Raw genomic sequence first — 16,837 nt, 5'->3', positions numbered from 1 at the left:
TTTCTCCGATCAGATCAGTGCGGCGCAAAACCGTTGAATGCGGGTACACGCCTCTTTCAGGGCCGCGTCCGAAGTCGCGTAGCTGATCCGGAAATTCGGCGACAGCCCAAAGGCCGCACCAAAGACAACGGCAACGTCCGCTTCCTCCAGCAATGCGGTGGCAAAGGCTTCGTCACTGTCAATAAGGGTGCCTGCAGGGCTGGTCTTTCCGATCAGACCTGCGATGGACGGGTACACATAGAACGCGCCTTCGGGCGTGGGGCAGGAAATGCCGTCGATTTCATTCAGCATCTCGACAACCAGATCGCGGCGCCGTTTGAAGGTCTCGTTGTTGGGGGCCAGAAACGCCTGGGTGCCGTTCAGTGCCTCAACCGCGGCCCATTGGCTGACTGAACACGGGTTAGAGGTGGATTGCGACTGGATTTTACGCATGGCCGCAATGATCTCGACCGGGCCCGCGGCGTAACCGATCCGCCAGCCGGTCATGGCATAGGCTTTGGATACGCCGTTGCAGGTGAGCGTACGGTCATACAGTCCCGGCTCAACCTCAGCAGGGGTGCAGAACTCGAACCCGTCATAAGCCAGGTGCTCATACATATCGTCGGACATGATCCAGACATGCGGGTGGCGCATCAGCACATCGGTCAACGCCTTCAGTTCTTCCCGGCTATATCCGGCCCCGGTTGGGTTCGATGGAGAGTTGAAGATGAACCACTTTGTCTTCGGCGTGATCGCGGCCTCAAGCTGTTCGGCGGTCAGCTTGAAATTGTTTTCGAGTTTGGCTTCGACCACAACCGGCGTGCCCCCGGCCAAAAGCACCATGTCCGGGTAGCTGACCCAGTATGGCGCGGGGATGACAACTTCGTCGCCCGGATTCATCGTCGCCATCAGCGCGTTGTACAGCGTCTGCTTTCCGCCCGTTCCGACCGAAATCTGGGCCGGCGTGTAATCCAGCCCGTGATCGCGCTTCATCTTGGCGCAGGCCGCCTGCTTGAGTTCGGGGATACCGTCGGGGGCGGTATACTTGGTCTTGCCGGCGGCAATGGCAGCGACCGCCGCGTCCTTGATGTTCTGCGGGGTGTCGAAATCCGGTTCGCCCGCGCTGAGGCCAATGACGTCGCGTCCGGCGGCCTTCATTTCAGCCGCCTTTGCCGTCATCGCGATTGTGGGCGAAGGTTTTACGCGTGACAGTGTCGCAGACAGGAAACTCATGAGTGGCCTCGGTTTGTATGTTTTGTCTGTCTGTCATAGGGTGCGCCCGAATGACGATCAAGCGCTATGAAAAATAGATTTGGAGCCCCAGATGACTGATGAATACGACTGGTTCGGACCGGATGCAGCAACATTTGGGGATCGTCTGGCTGGCGCGCGAGAAGCGGCCGGGATGTCACAGTCTGAGATGGCCCGCAGGCTGGGTGTAAAAAAGGCGACCATTGTCGCGTGGGAGAACGATCTGTCCGAGCCGCGCGCGAACCGTCTGTCGATTATGGCGGGCATGGTGAATGTCTCGATCATGTGGTTGCTGACCGGAGAAGGTGAGGGGATGGGCGCCCCCTTGGAGGAGGATGCCGAAAGTCTGGAGTTGGCAGGCGTCGCCGCCGAGTTGCGCGCAATTCGTGGCGAAATGCGCGCCAGCGCCGAACGCGCGGCGCGTCTTGAGAAAAAGATCCGCCTGATGTTGGAGCCTCAACAGTGACGGAAACACGCGATGTTCGGATCAAGCGTATGAAAATGCGCTCGATGCGGCGCGGGATCAAAGAGATGGATTTGATCCTTTCGGCCTATGCCGACCGCAACCTTGCGGGCATGGATACGGTCGGTCTGGATGCCTACGATGCGCTGCTGCACGAAAACGATCAGGACCTTTATCAATGGGTGACTGGGCAGGCCAGGCCTCCTGAAAACTTTGCGGACCTGATCGCGGATATCGCGCAGACCTTTCAAAAGTAACGGAAAATCCCACTTAACCGATTTTTCGGAAATTCGGTTCATCGTGTCAGAAACTGCGCGACTGAATCGGAGGGTCGGATGAGTATGGAATTGCAGGTTTCCGCGCCGGGAACCAAAGGGTTCATGACCAGCTATCTTGAGGCGCTGGCCCTTGTCGAACGGCTGCATCGGTTGCTGCTGGATGTCATCAAGGATGAATTCGAACGTGTCGGTGTGCTGGAAATCAATGCGGTGCAGGCGCTTCTTCTGTTCAATATCGGCGATCACGAGGTGACGGCGGGCGAATTGAAAAGCCGGGGTTACTATCAGGGCAGCAATGTCAGCTACAACCTGAAGAAACTGGTCGAAATGGGTTACATGCATCACCAGAGATGCGAGATTGACCGGCGGTCCGTCCGGGTGCGCCTGACCCCACGCGGCCGAGAGATTCGCGACATCGTGGCCGAGCTGTTCTCGCGCCATGCCGAAGGCTTGCAGAGTCGTGGTGTTCTGGAATTTGACGGGATCGAACATATCACCACGTCTTTGCGCCGGGTCGAGCGATACTGGACCGATCAGATCCGCTACATTTACTGAGCTTTCGGGCACGTCGCTTGGCAAAATGTGACCGCCAGGTACCGGATTGCAATTCAAGCTCTACGGGTGCTGACCGGAACGTCGTATTCACGGCAAAAAGCGACTGAGGGTCGAGGGCCGGACAACTTCGAGCCCTCTCAACAAAAAGCCCAGTACGCTAACTGGGCATCTTCCTTCCGTGGTTTGATCGCCGGCTTTCGGGCAAAGTTTGGGTAAAAATCTTGAGCGTGATGGGTGCCGGATCACATCGCGTTCAAGTCGCTGTTCGCTCTCGCCGAATATGCTACACCGTGGCACGCTCGAATCAGAAACCCCAGTGCCCCAAAACCGGCAATACAGCCCGGCCAAACCTCGTGGCGCTTTCACTTGCAGGAACACGGAGCCAGCGCTTTGACGAAAAACGCACAGAAAGCAGCGCGTCTGAGCGTGGCCCCCATGATGGACTGGACAGACCGGCATTGTCGGTTTTTTCATCGGTTGCTCAGTCGTCAAACCCTGCTTTATACGGAAATGGTGACCGCCCCGGCATTGGTCCGGGGTGGGGCACTTCATTTGCTGGACTACAGCCCGCAGGAGCACCCAGTTGCCCTGCAACTGGGCGGGTCGGATCCTGAAGAATTGGCACAAGCAGTGCGCTTGGGCGCAGAAGCCGGGTATGATGAGGTTAACCTGAATTGCGGCTGCCCTTCCGATCGGGTTCAGTCGGGCACGTTTGGGGCGGTGTTGATGAAGGACCCCTCTCGCGTCGCCGAATGCGTGGCGGCGATGATTGATGCTGTCGATATCGAAGTTACCGTCAAATGCCGCCTTGGCGTCGATGATCAGGAAGCCGAAGAAGTGCTGCCTGCATTTCTGGAGGCAATCCGCGCGGCAGGCTGCGGTCGCGTTACGATCCACGCGCGCAAGGCCTGGCTTCAAGGGCTCAGCCCAAAGGAAAACCGCGATATTCCGCCGCTGGACTACGGTCTGGTGCATCGGATGAAAGCGGCTTTTCCTGATCTGCATGTCTCGATCAACGGCGGTATCACCTCGCTGAAACAAGCGAGGGAGCATCTGGACGCCGGGCTGGATGGTGTGATGATCGGACGTTCGGCCTATCATCAGCCCGCCGACATTCTTTGCGATGCTGACCCGCTGATCTTTCAAACAGGACTTGCCACTGACCCGTTTGAAGTTGTCCATGAAATGGTGCCTTATGTCGAAATACACCTTGCCGACGGTGGGCGACTGCACCAGATCACGCGTCACATGCTGGGCCTGTTCGCCGGACGACCCGGTGCGCGGGCATGGCGACGCGCACTGTCCGAGGGGGCAGTACATTCCGGGGCCGGGCCCGAGGTGATGCTGCAGGCGCTGGAACAGGTTGCGCCACTGGCTGAGGTTTAGACAATATCCGGTTTGACACCGGTTTGGGGGGACAATGCCCGAGACGATGTTGCTGGCCCAAATGCTGGGCCTTTTGCTCGCGATCGGGGCCCTGGCCGGAGTGCTGGCCGGGTTGCTGGGCGTCGGGGGCGGAATTGTTCTGGTACCTGCGTTTTTCTATGCGTTTCAGACTCTTGGATATGGCGGGCCGCAACTGATGCAGCTGTGTCTGGCGACATCTCTGGCCACGATCATCGTCACGTCCGTCCGGTCCGTGCTTGCGCACAACAAAAAAGGCGCGGTGGACTGGAATATCCTGCGCGGATGGGGCGTTGGTATTGCCATAGGTGCCGTTCTGGGTGTTCTGGTGGCTTCGGCCTTGCGAACAGAGGCGCTGCAGGCCCTGTTTGGGATACTCGGCATGGTCATCGGGGCCTATCTGGGGTTGGGCCGGTCAGAATGGCGGCTGGGTGACGCCATGCCGATAGGGATGCGCCGTGCGGTTCTTTCGCCATCGGTCGGCTTTTTGTCCGTGCTGATGGGGATTGGCGGTGGCAGTTTCGGTGTGCCTTTGATGAGCCTTTTCAACACTCCCATTCACCGCGCCGTGGCCACTGCCGCCGGGTTCGGCGTGATTATCGCAGTGCCATCGGTCCTGGGCTTTCTGTTTGTGGAAATCCCGGTCGAGCATCGTCCGCCTCTGACAATCGGGGCGGTTAATCTGGTTGCGTTTGGCGTGGTGGTCGCAATGACGATGATTACGGCGCCCTGGGGGGTGAAACTGGCCCACGCGATGGATCCGAAACCCCTAAAACGGGTTTTTGCCGTGTTTCTGACACTGGTCGCCCTCAACATGCTTCGCAAGGCGGTGGGATGGTAGACCATTTTCAAGATAAGGGCTGGATCTCGTTTCCTTATGATCCGGTTCTGGCCGAATGGGTTGAAAAGGCTTTGCCTGCCGCCCGAAGCTCGGTCTCGGACCCGGCGCACGCTCCGTGGCTCGATTGCGAGGGGACGTGGTTCATCGGTGTCGATGCTCTGACCAATGATCGCCAGGGCCGGGTGGGGCGTTCGCTGCCGCTGGCCGGGCATGCGATGGACTTCATCACTGGGCAGTACGGTGTTCTGCCGCTGCACAAAGGGCAGGTCTCGGTCATCTACCCCGGCTACCCGCGCCCCCGACGTGGCGAAAGCGAGGCGGCCGCACGGTACAGGCGAAACAAGGATGCCGCCCATGTGGACGGACTGCGCCCCTCTGGCACTGGCCGCCGCCGACATGTGGATGAGCCGCACGCGTGGATTTTGGGAATTCCCCTGAACAAAGCCAGCGCCGATGCTTCGCCGATGGTTCTGTGGGAGGGGAGCCACAAGATCATGGGGGCTGCCTTTCGGAACGCCATGGCCGGACACCCGGATGAGGCACTGCATCAGATCGACGTAACCGAAATCTACCAGACGGCACGACGAGAGGTCTTCGACACGTGTCCTCGAATCGAACTGCCGGCCGCGCCGGGCGAGGCATATCTTTTGCATCGACACTGTCTGCATGGGGTCGCCCCGTGGGCTGAGACCGCAAGTTGTGGGCCCGACGGACGGATGATCGCCTATTTCCGCCCTGAATGTGCCGGGGGTGTAGCCGAGTGGCTCGAAACTCCGTAACGTCCTGCCATTGTTTAGCTTTGGAGGATTTTCGGTATGATGACCGTCCACACGAATTCTGATGGTGCACAGATTGAAGTTGAACTGTCTGGCCAGATCACTGCCGACGACTATGCTTCGACCCTTGTTCCGGCCATCGAAGCTGCTTTGACCGAGCATGACGCGGTTCGCCTTCTGGCGATCGTGCATCCGGAGTTCAAAGGTTACGACCTTGGAGCCGCGTGGTCTGACACCAAACTTGGTCTGAGCCATTGGCGCGGCTTCGACCGGATCGCAGTGGTGGCCGATCAGGGCTGGGTTCAGACTAGCATCCGGCTGGCAGCTCCGATCCTGCCGTGCCCGGTGCAGGTATTCGAGATGACCGAGTTGGAAGCCGCCCGGCGCTGGATGCGCGAATCCCTCGGGGCCATTCATGTCACAGATCTGGGCGGCCCGTGTATTCAGATTTCCTTGATGGGCAAGTTGGACCCCGATGAATACAAGCAGGCCGAGACCGATCTGGACAGCTTGCTTAGCGAGCGGGACGGGTTCAGGTTACTGATTGATCTGCGGGAATTTGATGGCTGGCAGGGGCTGACGGCACTGGCTGCACATTTCCGTCTGGCGCAGGGGCATATCGGGATGCTTGATCGCGCAGCAATTGTTGGCGACAAGGGCTGGCAGAGGATTGCGCAAAAAGTGGCAAGCCACGTGTTGGGAGCGCGAACGCAGTATTTCCCATCGGACGAAATCGAAAACGCAAAATCCTGGCTTACGGCTGGCTGATCCCTTCGCGGAGAGACAACTGAACTGATCGCGCCGCTGTGCTGGCCACTCACTCACGATCCGCGAACTCAACCCCCTCGGAGTTCACTCGGCCCGCAGCGGCGCAGCTTCAGACAGGTCTATTCTGGAATTGAAGTGTCAGCCTTTGTTCAGGCGGGCAGCGCGGCCACCACGCCGTTTCGCGAGACGCGGTTTACGAGCCGGCAGGTCTGTCATGATTTCCGCCCGCTCGCTGCTTTCCATCTTGGACCAGCGCGAAATCTCGTCAAGGGTGCGGTAGCATCCTGTGCAGATACGTTCCGTCGGGTGCACAACACAGATCTGGACGCAGGGGCTTTCCACCTCATTCCTTTTCCAAACCATGTTTGTCATCGCGCCAACCCGCCTTTTTAAAGAAAGCGCAACCTGTCGAGCGCTCCTTGCAAAATATAACCAGCAGCGACGTGATCAATAACCTGTCCGCGACGTTTTCGTGTCGTATCCGCCTCAAGCAGTGCCTTTTCTGCCGCAACTGTGCTTAATCTCTCGTCCCAAAAACCGATGGGGAGGTCCGTCAGGCGCGACAGATTCCGGGCAAAAGCGCGGGTTGACTGGCATCGGGGGCCTTCAGTTCCGTCCATGTTTTTGGGCAGGCCCAGAAGTATTCCTCCGATTTCGCGGTCAGCAACAATTTCCAGAAGCCGCGCGGAATCGAGCGTGAATTTCTTGCGCCGGACCGTCTCGAGCGGGCTGGCCACCCCGCGCATCCGGTCCGAAACCGCCACGCCGATCGTCTTCTCGCCAAGGTCCAACCCCATGAGCGCCGTCATCGGGGCCAGCGCGGCGGCGAAATCTTCGAACTGATCGTGGATCATGGTTCCAGACCTGCCCTTCGGGCGGCCGCGGCCAGCATGTCCAGCGCATCGGCATTGCCGGCGAAAACAGATTGCGCTTCGTCGTATATTCCGCTTGCCCGTTCCGCTTCGCCAAGAACGCCCAGTGCTGCAATCAGGCGGGCCCATTCTTCGGGCGATCCGCCTTCGGTTGCCAGCCGGTCCGACAACTGGTTGACCATTCCGCGGATCATGTCCTGACGTTCTTCCGGCGTCAGTTCCGCTGCTGCGTCGACAGCGGCCTGATCAGGGCCTGGCGCGGTGGAAGGTGCCGGGATTTCCGGAGCATTGAAAACGCCCGCCCTGAAGGCCAGTTCGTCAATTTGGGCGCGGATCGCATCTGCCCAGGGTGCGCCGGCGGGCGCTTGGGCCAGTGCATCGGCCCAAAGCCGGTAGGCCAGGTCGGGTCGTCCGGTCTGCACAAGCATCTGCCCCCAATAGTACCGAGCAGGTCCATGATGCGGGTCGCGATCCAGCGCCTGTTTCAGCGCGTCCTCAGCCTCGGGCGAAACATATCCGCCCGCCGCCAGAATCATCATCTCGGCCAGGTGGGAATAAGCATCCGCTGGCGCTGCATCACCCGAAAGTTCGATCACGCGTTGCTGCGCCTTGTAAGCAGCCTGAAAATTGCCTGCGTTGGCCTCATGTTGGGCCAGCAGAATATGACCCTGCAAGTCGTCGGGCCGGCTAGCAACGGTTTCGCGCAACTGGCCCAGCAGTTCGACATAGCTTTCTTCCAGCTGAGGCGCCGGCGCGTGTGGTGTCGACGCTTCAAATTCGGCCTGATCCGGACGATCGGCGCGCAGGCTCTTGGCCATTTCCAGTCGCATTTCCAGTGGTTGATCCGGCAACCCGTTGGCACCGAGTTGACGATAAAGCCCCATTGCACCACCCACCAGCACAAGCGCCACGACAACAAGTGATCCGACCGTAACGGCACGCGACGGGCCGTTGCCCGCTGCAGACTGCTGCATCTGCGCATCCGCAGCCAGAATGCGACGAGAGATTTCGGTGCGTACCCTGTCGGCATCCGCTGCTGGGATTACACCCCGGGCCAGGTCCCGGTCCACGCCCGCCAACTGTTCACGGTAGACGCGCAGGTCGTAGGCCGCGGCAGGTTCGCGGTTTTTCCTGTTGCGCAGCATGGAATATCCCAAAAACACGGCAATCAGCAGTGCAGTCAGTAAGATCAGGACCCAGAACGTCATAGTATCTCCGAAACGCTTGCCCTGACTTAGACCCGCTGGCCGCCCGACAAAAGGGACAAATGGCCGCGAATGGCGTACATGTCGCAATAGTGCGATATTGCGGCGTTGTGCGGCAGGGGTAAACTGTCGCCACAGGTCATATCTGCGCCCAATCACCGAACCGGATGGATTCGCTTATGAAACACTATTCAGCCTTTGCCGTTGCGCGCGAAGCGCTTCGTTACCACACAGGATGGGAACGCGCCTGGCGGTCACCCGAACCCAAGAAACGCTACGACGTAATAATCGTTGGCGCAGGGGGGCATGGTCTGGCCACTGCATACTATCTGGGTAAGAACTATGGCATCCAGAACGTGGCCGTAATTGAAAAAGGCTGGCTGGGCGGTGGTAACACCGGCCGGAACACGACGATCATCCGCTCGAACTATCTGCAGGACCCGTCGGCGGCGATCTACGAAAAGGCGCGCAGCCTCTATGAGGATTTGAGCCAGGACCTTAACTATAACATCATGTTCAGCCCGCGCGGCGTGATGATGCTGGCGCAGACACAGCACGAGATCCGCGGCTATCAGCGCACAGCACACGCCAACGCCTTGCAGGGCGTCAAGACCGAGTGGATTACGCCTGAACGTGTCAAGGAATTGGTGCCGATCATCAATCTGGACGGCCCGCGCTATCCGGTTCTGGGCGCGCTTTGGCAGGAACGCGGCGGTACCGCACGCCATGACGCGGTGGCGTGGGGCTATGCCCGCGCCTGTTCCGCGATGGGCATGGACATCATTCAGCAGTGCGAAGTCACGGGCGTCCGTTCGGACAATGGCCGCGTGGTTGGTGTCGATACCACCAAGGGCGCCATTGACTGTGACAAGCTGGGCATCGTTGTTGCCGGGCACTCGGGGCAACTGGCCGAGATGGCAGGCTTCCGCCTGCCGCTGGAAGCCATCGCGCTGCAGGCGCTGGTGTCAGAGCCGATCAAACCCTGCATGGACGTTGTCGTAATGGCCAACACCGTGCACGGCTACATGTCTCAGTCCGACAAGGGCGAGATGGTGATCGGCGGCGGAACCGACGGGTTCAACAACTTCACCCAGCGTGGATCGTTCCACCATATCGAGGAAACGGTGCGCGCGCTGGTCGAGACCTTCCCGATGATCTCGCGTCTCAAGATGCTGCGCCAATGGGGCGGGATCGTGGATATGACCGGCGACCGCTCGCCCATTCTGTCGAAAACACCGCTGCAGGGCTGCTTTATCAACGGCGGCTGGGGCACGGGCGGCTTCAAGGCGATCCCGGGTTCGGGCTGGGGCATGGCACAGCTGATGGCCACCGGTCATTCGCCGCTGACCGAAGCCTTCTCGCTGGACCGCTTCAAAGAGGGCCGCTTCATCGACGAAAGCGTCGCCGCCGGGGTGGCGCATTGATGGAGATTTTTCGCCGAAAAATCGTCTCTGCCCCTGACTACGAATTGCGCGGACGTCAAACGACGGCTTGCTGCTGAAAGGATGACAAAATGCTGATCCTGAATTGCCCCTATTGCGGCGTTGACGCCGAAGAAACCGAACTGGCCGCTGGTGGCGAGGCTCATCTGAAGCGCTTTGGCCCCGGCTCGTCGGATGACGAGTTCCACGACTATCTGTTCATGCGTGAAAACCCCAAAGGCGTGCATTTCGAACGCTGGCGGCACGCCAATGGCTGCGGCAAGTGGTTCCACGCCGCGCGTTGTACGCAAACGCTCGAAGTGTTCGGCACCTACACCGCTCAGACCTCCGAGCCGCCGCAAGACATCAAGGACGCCATCACCGCAAAACGGCCCGGCTGGACGTGGAGAGAGTTCTCCTGATGCTTCGCCTTTTTAAAAATACTCCCGCCGGAGGCTCCGAAACCTCCACCTGCGAAAGGTCCGCAAAATGAGCACCCGTCTCGCAAAACTAGGCCGACTGATTAACCGGTCGAAACAGGTCACCTTTACTTTCAACGGCACCGCGATGCAGGGCTACGAAGGCGATACGCTTGCCTCGGCCCTTCTGGCTAATGATCAGATGATGATGGGCCGGTCGTTCAAATATCACCGTCCGCGTGGCGTCGTCGCCAGCGGGGCCGAGGAACCGAACGCTCTGGTCGGTCTCGGGCAGGGCGGCCGCTTCGAGCCGAACCAGCGTGCCACCACGACCGAGCTGTTCAACGGCCTGACCGCGATCTCGCAAAACCACTGGCCGAACCTGGAATTCGACATCGGTGCCGTCAACACTCACCTGTCGCGGTTCCTGCCGGCCGGCTTCTACTACAAGATGTTCATCCATCCCAAGCCGTTCTGGAAGCATGTCTACGAACCGTTCATCCGCCAGTCCGCCGGTCTGGGCAAAGCGCCGGACAAGGAAACCAAGGACGCGGACACCTATGAACACTTCTACGCCTTCAACGATGTTCTGGTGATCGGCGGCGGCGTGGCCGGTCTTCAGGCGGCCAAAGCAGCGGCGCAATCCGGTGCCAAGGTTCTGCTGATCGAGCAGACTGCACATTGGGGCGGTCGCGCTCCGGTTGACGGCGGAACCGTCAATGGTGAGCCTGTGGATAAGTTCGTGGAACAATTGGTTTCCGAACTCGAAACAATGAGCAACGTTACCATGCGGTCCCGTTGCATGGGCGCAGGGGTTTATGACCATGGTTACGCATTGGGTTACGAGCGTCTGAACGATCACAAACCGGGCACGCAAGGCCCGCGCCATCGCTTGTGGCGGATCCGGGCCAAACAGATCGTGACTGCAACAGGCGCGATCGAGCGTCCGCTGTCCTTTGCCGGTAATGACGTGCCGGGTGTGATGTTGGCTTCGGCCATGCGCGACTATGTGATCAATTGGGGTGTGACCCCCGGCGAGCGTGTCATCGTCGCCACCAACAATGACGATGCTTATCGCACGGCGATCCTGATGAAACAGGCGGGTGTCGACGTCCTGCGCGTTGTCGATGCACGTACATCTGCCGGGCCGTTGGCCGAAGAGGCGCGTCAGCTTGGCATCCGTGTCGATCCGGGCAAGGCCATCGCCAAAGTCAAAGGCGGCAAACGTGTCAAGAAAGTTGCGATCTGCAATCAGGAAGGCATCGGCGGCGCTCGCGAAGAAGTTGAGTGCGATGCGGTTGCCATGTCGGGGGGCTGGTCTCCGGTGGTTCACATGTGGTCGCATTGTGGGGGCAAGCTGATCTGGGATGAGGCGCAAGCCCATTTCCGTCCCGATCCGGCGCGCCCGCCTCTGGGTGCAAACGGTGAAGGTTTCGTTCTTGCCGCGGGTTCCTCGAACGGTCCTCTGGCGCTGGGCGAGGTGCTGTCCGATGCCCATGCCGCTGGCAAAGCGGCGGCCAAGGCGGCCGGGTTCAAACCGAAGAACACCAAGGCCCCTGCTGGGGAAGCTACCGGCGAAGCGGCGATGGAAGCTGTCTGGCTGATGCCTGCCAATGCCGAAATCCAGCTGCGTATGAAATCCTGGCTCGACTTCCAGAATGACGTCAAAGTTTCCGACGTCCAGCTGGCTGCGCGTGAAGGGTACGAAAGCGTTGAACACACCAAGCGTTACACCACGCTGGGCATGGCGACCGATCAAGGAAAGCTGAGCAATATCAACGGTTTGGCAATCCTGGCTGATGCGCTGGAATCCGAAATTCCGAAGGTCGGCACCACAACCTTCCGCCCGCCCTATACCCCCATTTCGATGGGCGCGATCGGCGGCGAAGCGCGTGGTGAAGTGTTCCAGCCGATCCGCCAAACACCGATGCACAACTGGCATGACAAGAACGGCGCCGACTGGGAGCCGGTCGGCCACTGGCGCCGGACCTACGCCTACGTGCGTCCCGGAGAGTCCGTGCATGACGCGGTCAATCGCGAGGTCAAGAACACCCGCGAAAACCTTGGCCTGCTTGATGCATCGACGCTGGGCAAACTGATTGTCAAAGGCCCGGATGCCGGCAAGTTCCTCGACATGATGTACACCAACATGATGTCCACGCTGAAGGTCGGCAAATGCCGCTATGGCCTGATGTGCTCGGAAAACGGTTTCCTGATCGACGACGGCGTTGTTGCCCGCGTCGACGAGGACACATGGCTGTGCCACACCACCACCGGCGGGGCCGAGCGTATCCATGGGCACATGGAAGAGTGGCTGCAGACCGAATGGTGGGACTGGAAAGTCTTCGTGGCCAACGTGACCGAGCAATACGCGCAGGTCGCCGTGGTCGGCCCCAACGCCCGCAAAGTGCTTGAGAAGCTGGGCGGCATGGACGTCAGCAAAGAAGCGCTGCCGTTCATGGAATGGCGTGATGGCAAGATCGGTGACTTCAACTGCCGCGCCTACCGCATTTCGTTCTCGGGTGAGCTGTCCTATGAAATCGCGGTACGGGCCTCTCAGGGGCAGGCTTTCTGGGACGCGCTGATGGAGGCAGGTAAAGAGTTCGGCGTGATGCCTTACGGCACCGAATGTCTGCACATCCTGCGGGCCGAGAAAGGCTTTATCATGATCGGCGACGAGACCGACGGCACCGTGATCCCGCAGGATCTGGGGCTGCACTGGGCGCTGTCGAAAAAGAAAGAGGACTATCTGGGCAAACGCGCCCATTCGCGAAGCCACATGGCCGATCCTGAACGTTGGAAACTGGTCGGGCTTGAGACTGTGGATGGATCGGTTCTGCCGGATGGTGCCTACGCAGTGGGTGAGGGCGTCAACGCCAACGGTCAGCGCAATATGATCGGACGCGTGACCTCGACCTATTACTCGGCCAACCTGGACAAGGGCATCGCCATGGGTCTGATCAAACACGGGCCTGACCGGATAGGCGAGATTGTCGAGTTCCCGGGAACGGATGACAAAGTCTACAAAGCCAAGATCGTGGATCCGATCTTCTACGACAAGGACGGGGAGAAGCAGAATGTCTGAACCCATCAGCGCACTGAATCACGCAAGCTTCGACGGCATTGCCAAGGTCGAGGAATGCGGTCTGCAGGGTATGATCACTCTGCGCGGCGACCTGTCCGACAAGGTGCTTGCCAAGGCGGTCAAAGACGCCACGGGCCAAAAGGTTCCTGGCCAGCGCGAGGCTTTGGTGAACGGCGATACCGGCGTTTGCTGGATGTCGACCGACGAATTGCTGGTGCTGGTGCCCTACGCCGAGGTCGAAGCCAAGCTGGCCGCGATGACCAATGCCCTGAGCGGCACACACGCCCTGGCCGTCAACGTCTCGGATGCCCGCGCAGTGTTCCGCATCTCGGGCGGCAGCGCTCGCGAGGTACTGGGCAAGCTGGCTCCGGTCGAGTTCTCGGAAGAGGCATTCCAGCCCGGCCAAATTCGGCGCTCGCGTCTGGCACAGGTGGCAGGTGCGTTCTGGATGGATGACACCGAAACCTTCCGGGTGGTTTGTTTCCGGTCCGCCGCAGATTATGTGTTCAAACTGCTGAAAGTCGCGGCGCAGCCGGGCAGTGAAGTTGGGGTTTACTGACCTCTGCCTAAGTGCAGTTGAAATAGAAGCCCCGGGTCATCCGGGGCTTTTTTATTTGACCAACGCGCAGTTTCCGGTCCCGTAAGGTTTGTTTGATGCACTTACGTTGCCAAAGCTGCCGCGGACTTTGATCTTGTTTTTGGCTTGATCGAGGTTTGCCTGATACCGCATGCGCACCGCCTGACCGTCCGAACTCGGCAATGTGACCTTCCAGCTCATCTGGTAAATGTCGTTTCTGCGGGTATTCAGGTTTGCGTCCATCCAGTCGTGGTAGTTACTGACGACCTTCGCTTTGTTGGCTTCTGGATCAATGCGAAAGTAGTATTCCGGTGCGATCCAGCCTTCCCGACCCTTGACCTTGCAATGATATGTCAAATCTTCAGCCGCTGCCGTCTGAGCGGCAAAAGCCGCAACGATAAATCCAAATAGTCGTTTCATTTCTTATCTTATTCATCAATAAGTTAATGGCGGAAGGGAACGGGTTTGGCTCGGGGAAACGAGCAGAACCGCACGTAAAATGAGAAGGTGGATTGTCGCATTCTACCCGTGCAGAACAATCGCGCGATAGCGTGTCAATTCTTCGGGTTTGAGCATTGTCTGAACGTCTGCCGGTTGCCCGCTTTCGTCACAAGCATTGGAGTAAAAGGAAAGGCTTTCCAGCAGCTCGGATGTGCGGGTCAGGCGATCTTCGTCGGCCAACAGGGGGGAGTGGAGAGAGAGATACAGTGCAGGCCGCACCTTTTCCAACCATGACAACAGGGTTGGCAGTACGAAGAACTCGGCCCCTTCGATATCCATTTTGACCAGTGACACGCCAGACAGATCATTAACCGCCTCGAACTGATCCCAGGCAATGGTCAGCGCATCGCTGCCATGTGCGCCGTCATGAAGCAATGAACTGGTGGAATCGCCGGGCTCTCCGCGCAGGGATGCCATGCGGGCCACACCGAACTGGTCTGACAGCGCCACACCAAAGGCCGACACGTTGTGGATGTCGTTCAGGTCCAGATTCCACGCCAGATGTCGGTAGGCCGTCGGGTCCGGCTCGAAACACCAGACATGCCGCGCCTTGCGTGCGCCATAAAGGACGGTGGGGCCAATCCACGCACCGATGTCAAGGTAATCGCTGCCCGGCGTCAGGTACTCATCAAGGACGGCGAAGGTCTCGGGTTCCCAGTCACCCGCAGACGCCTTGCGCCAGAATTTCGAATGATAGGGGTCCAGACGGAACGGCTCGCCGTTCAGGTTGCCCGCATAGTATCCGCGGGCGCGGTAGAACATCTTGCGGGCCTGTGTCAGCATCGTCTGCCTCCGGGTTTTCTTGTCTCGGCTCTTGACCTGCGGCGGCTGCCAAAGCATTTAACCTTGGGAACCGCAACTTACATTTTAAACAGGGGGCCGATATGGCTTTTGAACTTCCTGATCTTCCTTATGCACATGACGCGCTGGCAGCCAAGGGTATGTCCGCGGAAACACTGGAATATCACCACGACCTGCACCACAAGGCCTATGTCGACAACGGCAACAAGCTGATCGCCGGGACAGAGTGGGACGGAAAGTCGCTGGAAGAGATCATCGTTGGCACCTACGACGCAAACGCAGTCGCACAGAACGGTATCTTCAATAACATCAGCCAACTGTGGAACCACAACCAGTTCTGGGAAATGATGGGCCCCGGCGGCAACGCTATGCCCGGTGAACTGGAGAAGGCGCTGACCGAAAGCTTCGGCTCGGTTGACGAATTCAAGTCGCAGTTCAGCGCCGCTGGAGCAGGTCAGTTCGGCTCGGGCTGGGCGTGGCTGGTCAAGAACGCGGACGGTTCGCTGGCCGTGACCAAGACCGAAAACGGCGTGAACCCGCTGTGCTTTAACCAAACCGCACTGCTGGGTTGCGATGTGTGGGAGCACTCCTACTACATCGACTTCCGCAACAAGCGTCCGGCTTACCTTTCGAACTTCCTCGACAATCTGGTGAACTGGGAAAACGTTGCATCGCGGATGTAATCATTGACCCGACGAGGGTTCATACGGGGTCTGCTGGCGGTTACGCTGGCAGGCCTTTTTACTGCGGCTTATGGCTTTTTCATCGAGCCGGCCTTGCGGCTGCGCGTACGTAAATGGCGCCTAAAACGAACCGACTGGACTGCGCCCCCGGTTCGTATTGCGGTTCTGGCTGATCTGCATGTCGGAGAGCCGATGATCGGGCTTGACCGCATTCGCCAGATCGTGCGGCGCACCAACGCATTGGCGCCGGATCTCATATTGCTGCTTGGGGATTACTCGGCAGACCTGAAAACCTTCATGCAGCCGGTCAGGCCGGACGATCTGGCCGACGTTCTTTCTGATCTTGATGCGCCGCACGGGGTGTTTTCGGTGTTGGGCAACCACGACTGGTGGGATGACCGGCAGGCTCAGTTAAGGGGTGGTGGGCCGAATATCTACGCCGAGGCGCTGGGACGCAAAGGCATCACGGTTCTGTCGAACACTGCGATCAAGCTTGAGGCGTTAGGATTCTGGCTGGCCGGGCTTGAGGATCAGTGGGCTATCCGGCGCAAAGGCGGCGGGTATCAGGGGCTGGATGATCTGCCGGGCACCTTGAGTCAGGTAACGGACGATGCGCCGGTCGTGATGATGGCGCACGAACCGGATATTTTTCCAAAAGTACCAAAGGAAGTTGCGCTTACCCTGTCCGGGCATACTCATGGCGGACAGGTGCGCCTGTTTGGCTGGTCGCCCGTGGTACCATCCCGCTATGGCAATCGGTACGCCTATGGGCACGTGCAGGAAAACGGGCGGGATCTGGTGGTTTCAGGCGGTATTGGCTGTTCAATCCTGCCCGTGCGGCTGGGGGTCACGCCTGAGATTACAGTGATCGAAATGTCGGCCTGATCCTTTTCTTAGCGCTGGTGAAAACCTGCCGATACGTCGACTTTTGCCTTCGCCGGGATTGTATCGCGCCCCG

The 16,837-nt window shown here is 59.2% G+C and carries 19 protein-coding genes; 13 read left to right on the top strand and 6 right to left on the bottom strand.

The window, feature by feature from the left end:
* Window positions 1-9: 9 nt before the first annotated feature.
* A complete protein-coding gene (locus ACR3EQ_RS07080; protein WP_480490194.1) occupies window positions 10-1,212 on the bottom strand; it encodes a pyridoxal phosphate-dependent aminotransferase in 1,203 nt (400 codons plus the stop codon).
* Window positions 1,213-1,303: 91 nt separating this feature from the next.
* On the opposite strand from ACR3EQ_RS07080, the gene ACR3EQ_RS07075 reads away from it, so the two are divergent.
* The 7 genes from ACR3EQ_RS07075 (at window position 1,304) to ACR3EQ_RS07045 (ending at window position 6,315) form a co-directional block, all read left to right on the top strand.
* Entirely contained in the window at window positions 1,304-1,696 is a 393-nt protein-coding gene (locus ACR3EQ_RS07075; RefSeq protein ID WP_170676314.1) for a helix-turn-helix domain-containing protein, read from the top strand.
* Window positions 1,693-1,950 (top strand): succinate dehydrogenase assembly factor 2, encoded by a 258-nt coding sequence (locus ACR3EQ_RS07070; protein WP_480490192.1) that lies wholly within the window; start codon window positions 1,693-1,695, stop codon window positions 1,948-1,950. Before ACR3EQ_RS07075 ends, ACR3EQ_RS07070 begins: the two co-directional genes overlap by 4 nt.
* A gap of 78 nt (window positions 1,951-2,028) precedes the next feature.
* The gene (locus ACR3EQ_RS07065) at window positions 2,029-2,526 is read left to right on the top strand and encodes a winged helix DNA-binding protein (RefSeq protein ID WP_170805411.1); all 498 of its coding nucleotides are present in this window, start codon (window positions 2,029-2,031) and stop codon (window positions 2,524-2,526) included.
* A gap of 390 nt (window positions 2,527-2,916) precedes the next feature.
* The gene (gene dusA, locus ACR3EQ_RS07060; RefSeq protein ID WP_480490190.1) at window positions 2,917-3,912 is read left to right on the top strand and encodes a tRNA dihydrouridine(20/20a) synthase DusA; all 996 of its coding nucleotides are present in this window, start codon (window positions 2,917-2,919) and stop codon (window positions 3,910-3,912) included.
* Window positions 3,913-3,946: 34 nt separating this feature from the next.
* Entirely contained in the window at window positions 3,947-4,771 is an 825-nt protein-coding gene (locus ACR3EQ_RS07055; protein WP_480490188.1) for a sulfite exporter TauE/SafE family protein, read from the top strand.
* On the top strand, window positions 4,765-5,550 hold the full coding sequence (locus ACR3EQ_RS07050) for a hypothetical protein (RefSeq protein ID WP_480490186.1): 786 nt from the start codon (window positions 4,765-4,767) through the stop codon (window positions 5,548-5,550). The genes ACR3EQ_RS07055 and ACR3EQ_RS07050 overlap by 7 nt, the downstream gene beginning before the upstream one ends.
* A 36-nt stretch (window positions 5,551-5,586) precedes the next feature.
* Window positions 5,587-6,315 (top strand): SpoIIAA family protein, encoded by a 729-nt coding sequence (locus ACR3EQ_RS07045; RefSeq protein WP_480490184.1) that lies wholly within the window; start codon window positions 5,587-5,589, stop codon window positions 6,313-6,315.
* Window positions 6,316-6,453: 138 nt separating this feature from the next.
* Here ACR3EQ_RS07045 and ACR3EQ_RS07040 read toward each other — a convergent pair whose 3' ends face one another.
* Genes ACR3EQ_RS07040 through ccmI form a run of 3 tightly spaced genes read right to left on the bottom strand, consistent with a single transcriptional unit; the run spans window position 6,454 to window position 8,395 of the window.
* Window positions 6,454-6,687, bottom strand: a complete 234-nt coding sequence (locus ACR3EQ_RS07040; RefSeq protein WP_170610137.1) for a DUF1289 domain-containing protein — start codon at window positions 6,685-6,687, stop codon at window positions 6,454-6,456.
* 17 nt (window positions 6,688-6,704) lie between these two features.
* Window positions 6,705-7,169: a Holliday junction resolvase RuvX gene (ruvX, locus tag ACR3EQ_RS07035; RefSeq protein WP_170610139.1), complete on the bottom strand. Its 465-nt coding sequence runs from the start codon at window positions 7,167-7,169 to the stop codon at window positions 6,705-6,707.
* A complete protein-coding gene (gene ccmI / locus ACR3EQ_RS07030) occupies window positions 7,166-8,395 on the bottom strand; it encodes a c-type cytochrome biogenesis protein CcmI (RefSeq protein ID WP_480490183.1) in 1,230 nt (409 codons plus the stop codon). Before ccmI ends, ruvX begins: the two co-directional genes overlap by 4 nt.
* Window positions 8,396-8,571: 176 nt before the next feature.
* Between ccmI and ACR3EQ_RS07025 the strand changes: the two genes are divergently transcribed.
* From ACR3EQ_RS07025 to ACR3EQ_RS07010, 4 genes are all read left to right on the top strand, one after another.
* Window positions 8,572-9,816 carry a sarcosine oxidase subunit beta family protein gene (locus ACR3EQ_RS07025; RefSeq protein ID WP_170610143.1) on the top strand — a complete coding sequence of 415 codons (1,245 nt, stop codon included), beginning with the start codon at window positions 8,572-8,574 and terminating at the stop codon, window positions 9,814-9,816.
* Window positions 9,817-9,905: 89 nt separating this feature from the next.
* Window positions 9,906-10,235: a sarcosine oxidase subunit delta gene (locus ACR3EQ_RS07020; RefSeq protein WP_170610145.1), complete on the top strand. Its 330-nt coding sequence runs from the start codon at window positions 9,906-9,908 to the stop codon at window positions 10,233-10,235.
* A gap of 67 nt (window positions 10,236-10,302) precedes the next feature.
* Window positions 10,303-13,317, top strand: coding sequence for a sarcosine oxidase subunit alpha family protein (locus tag ACR3EQ_RS07015; protein WP_480490181.1), 3,015 nt, complete (start codon window positions 10,303-10,305; stop codon window positions 13,315-13,317).
* Window positions 13,310-13,876 (top strand): sarcosine oxidase subunit gamma, encoded by a 567-nt coding sequence (locus ACR3EQ_RS07010; protein WP_170610149.1) that lies wholly within the window; start codon window positions 13,310-13,312, stop codon window positions 13,874-13,876. Before ACR3EQ_RS07015 ends, ACR3EQ_RS07010 begins: the two co-directional genes overlap by 8 nt.
* Before the next feature lie 51 nt (window positions 13,877-13,927).
* On the opposite strand, the gene ACR3EQ_RS07005 is transcribed toward ACR3EQ_RS07010, so the two are convergent.
* Both ACR3EQ_RS07005 and ACR3EQ_RS07000 read right to left on the bottom strand, forming a co-directional pair.
* Window positions 13,928-14,314: a hypothetical protein gene (locus ACR3EQ_RS07005; protein ID WP_170610151.1), complete on the bottom strand. Its 387-nt coding sequence runs from the start codon at window positions 14,312-14,314 to the stop codon at window positions 13,928-13,930.
* Between the two features lie 102 nt (window positions 14,315-14,416).
* A complete protein-coding gene (locus ACR3EQ_RS07000) occupies window positions 14,417-15,178 on the bottom strand; it encodes an FkbM family methyltransferase (RefSeq protein WP_170610152.1) in 762 nt (253 codons plus the stop codon).
* 101 nt (window positions 15,179-15,279) lie between these two features.
* On the opposite strand from ACR3EQ_RS07000, the gene ACR3EQ_RS06995 reads away from it, so the two are divergent.
* Window positions 15,280-15,879 (top strand): superoxide dismutase, encoded by a 600-nt coding sequence (locus ACR3EQ_RS06995; protein ID WP_170325347.1) that lies wholly within the window; start codon window positions 15,280-15,282, stop codon window positions 15,877-15,879.
* 3 nt (window positions 15,880-15,882) lie between these two features.
* Complete coding sequence (locus tag ACR3EQ_RS06990; protein ID WP_170610154.1) at window positions 15,883-16,764, top strand: metallophosphoesterase; 882 nt, start codon at window positions 15,883-15,885, stop codon at window positions 16,762-16,764.
* Window positions 16,765-16,837 lie beyond the last annotated feature (73 nt).

Source organism: Ruegeria sp. AN11 (genome assembly GCF_056536005.1).
The sequence above is the reverse complement of the archived record's forward strand: the minus strand, read 5'-3'. Positions and strand labels throughout refer to the sequence as shown.